Genomic DNA, 300 nt, shown 5'->3' with positions numbered 1-300 from the left:
TGATAATGGATGAGTTCGCGCTGTTCAAAGGGCATCGCTATGCCACAGTTGTGGTGGATGCAGATACACAACGGGTGCTGTGGGTCGGTGAGGGGCGCAGCCGGGTAGCCTTCCGTCCGTTCTTCACCTGGCTGGGCCCGGAAGGATGTGCCGCTATCGAATCTGTCGCGATGGATATGAATACGGCGCTGGACCTGGAGGTGAGAGCGCAGTGCCCGCAGGCGGAAGTGGTGTATGACCTGTTCCATGTTGTGGCGAAGTTCGGCCGGGAAGTCATCGACAGAGTGAGGGTCGACCAGG

1 protein-coding gene is annotated in these 300 nt (G+C 59.3%); it reads left to right on the top strand.

Features of this window, described 5'->3' with window-relative positions:
- A partial coding sequence (locus ACG0Z5_RS24065) for a transposase (protein WP_394451704.1) occupies window positions 1-300 on the top strand: 300 nt, incomplete at both ends.

It is taken from the genome of Scandinavium sp. M-37 (assembly GCF_043558715.1).
In the GTDB taxonomy this organism is placed as follows: domain Bacteria; phylum Pseudomonadota; class Gammaproteobacteria; order Enterobacterales; family Enterobacteriaceae; genus Scandinavium; species Scandinavium vulneris_A.
Note: the sequence above shows the minus strand (reverse complement) of the source record. Positions and strands in the feature narration are given on the sequence as shown.